1 protein-coding gene is annotated in these 293 nt (G+C 53.2%); it reads left to right on the forward strand.

Annotated elements, in window-relative coordinates; all coding sequences use genetic code 11:
- Nucleotides 1-293: type VI secretion system tube protein TssD (gene tssD / locus PseAD21_RS29400; RefSeq protein ID WP_146011332.1), on the forward strand; the 293-nt coding region annotated here is incomplete at both ends.

A 293-nucleotide genomic window follows, 5' to 3' on the forward strand; every position in this document is an offset into this window, starting at 1 on the left:
TCACCAAGGTCTACGACAAGGCTTCGCCTCTGCTGCAAGCCGCTCTGACTTCCGGCGAGCGCATGAGCGAAATCGTTATCCAGTGGTTCCGTACTTCTGCTCAAGGTACTCAAGAGCACTACTACACCACCAAACTGGAAGACGCGATCATCGTCGCCATCAACAACAAAATGCACAACTGCCAGGATCCAGGCAACTCGCACTTCACCCACTTGGAAGAAGTGCAGTTCACCTACCGCAAAATCACCTGGACTCATGAAGTCTCCGGTACTTCGGGTTCCGATGACTGGCGT

This window comes from Pseudomonas sp. AD21 (assembly GCF_002878485.1).
Taxonomy (GTDB): Bacteria; Pseudomonadota; Gammaproteobacteria; order Pseudomonadales; family Pseudomonadaceae; genus Aquipseudomonas.